General features: G+C 59.2%; 3 protein-coding genes. All 3 read left to right on the forward strand.

Annotated elements, in window-relative coordinates:
- Nucleotides 1–190: 190 nt before the first annotated feature.
- Nucleotides 191–490 carry a nucleotidyltransferase domain-containing protein gene (locus tag C4S71_RS22255; RefSeq protein ID WP_086508900.1) on the forward strand — a complete coding sequence of 100 codons (300 nt, stop codon included), beginning with the start codon at nucleotides 191–193 and terminating at the stop codon, nucleotides 488–490.
- Nucleotides 487–963, forward strand: a complete 477-nt coding sequence (locus C4S71_RS22260) for a hypothetical protein (protein WP_086508899.1) — start codon at nucleotides 487–489, stop codon at nucleotides 961–963. The genes C4S71_RS22255 and C4S71_RS22260 overlap by 4 nt, the downstream gene beginning before the upstream one ends.
- Nucleotides 935–1,065, forward strand: a 131-nt coding sequence (locus tag C4S71_RS23010; protein ID WP_146064648.1) for an MBL fold metallo-hydrolase RNA specificity domain-containing protein, incomplete at its 3' end; no start/stop codon positions are given. The genes C4S71_RS22260 and C4S71_RS23010, both read left to right, overlap by 29 nt.

Below are 1,065 nucleotides of genomic sequence, written 5' to 3' on the forward strand. Positions count from 1 at the left end.
ATGCGCCACCCACCCCGGGAAGTGCGCCTGGTACACGGCGACGCCCACGCCCAGGCTGCGCTCAAGGCCAAGCTGCTGGCATGGGCCGAAGGGGCAGAGCATGAGATGAGCGTGACGCTGGGGGCGGAGCACCTATACGAAGAAAAACTGCCCGAGACAGCTTGAACGTGTGCAAGGTAGAGGTAGCAATATGCGCCTGACGGATACCCAACGCCAAACCATCCAGCGGATCGTTCATGAAGAGCTGGGTGAGAGCGCCACAGTAAAACTGTTCGGATCGCGTCTTGATGACACCGCTCGTGGCGGAGATATCGACCTGTTCGTGGAGCTTGATAAGCCCGTTGAGCATCCGGCACAGCTCTCGGCCCGGCTCAGCGTACGGATCATGCGCGCCATGCACGGGCGCAAGGTCGATGTGCTCGTGAGCGCACCGAACCTCAGTGAGCAGACGATACACAAGCTGGCACGAGAACAGGGAGTTCGCCTGTGAAAGACAATCTTTCGGAGCGCTTGCGCTTCTTGAAGCGAGTAGTCGAGCGGGAGGTTCATCACCTCAGCTACTCCTCGCGCAATGTCTTTACCATACCATTTACCGAGGAGCGTGCCGCCAAGCTGGGTGAAGATGAAGCACTGGCAGAAAGAGTGGAAGCATACACCAGCCGCTTCTGTCGTCTTCAGGACACGGCTGGAGACAAGCTGCTACCGCTTTGGCTTCGTGCTTTAGGTGAGAAAACAGGAGCCGTGGCCGACAACCTGGACCGCGCCGAGAAACTGGGTGTGCTCGACTCTGCCGACAAGTGGCTCGAGATCCGTCAGATCCGAAATCAGATGATCCACGAGTACATCGAGTCGCCCCAGGTGCTAGCTGATGCCCTGACAACCGCGTACGACTATCAGGAAACGCTAATCGCGTTTGCCCAAGCCATGCTCGCTGATGCCGAGCGAAGAGGTTTGCTGGATTAAAGACCAACACGACCTGCTCAACTTCGTACGCCGCATGCGCCACCCACCCCGGGAAGTGCGCCTGGTACACGGCGACGCCCACGCCCAGGCTGCGCTCAAGGC

Origin of the sequence: Billgrantia desiderata (genome assembly GCF_900108215.1) — a bacterium.
Classification (GTDB): Bacteria; Pseudomonadota; Gammaproteobacteria; order Pseudomonadales; family Halomonadaceae; genus Halomonas; species Halomonas desiderata.

What these genes read in the sequence shown, in the direction of transcription:
- C4S71_RS22255 (WP_086508900.1), top strand. Translation starts at nt 191, where the DNA reads ATGCGCCTGACGGATACCCAACGCCAAACCATCCAGCGGATCGTTCAT.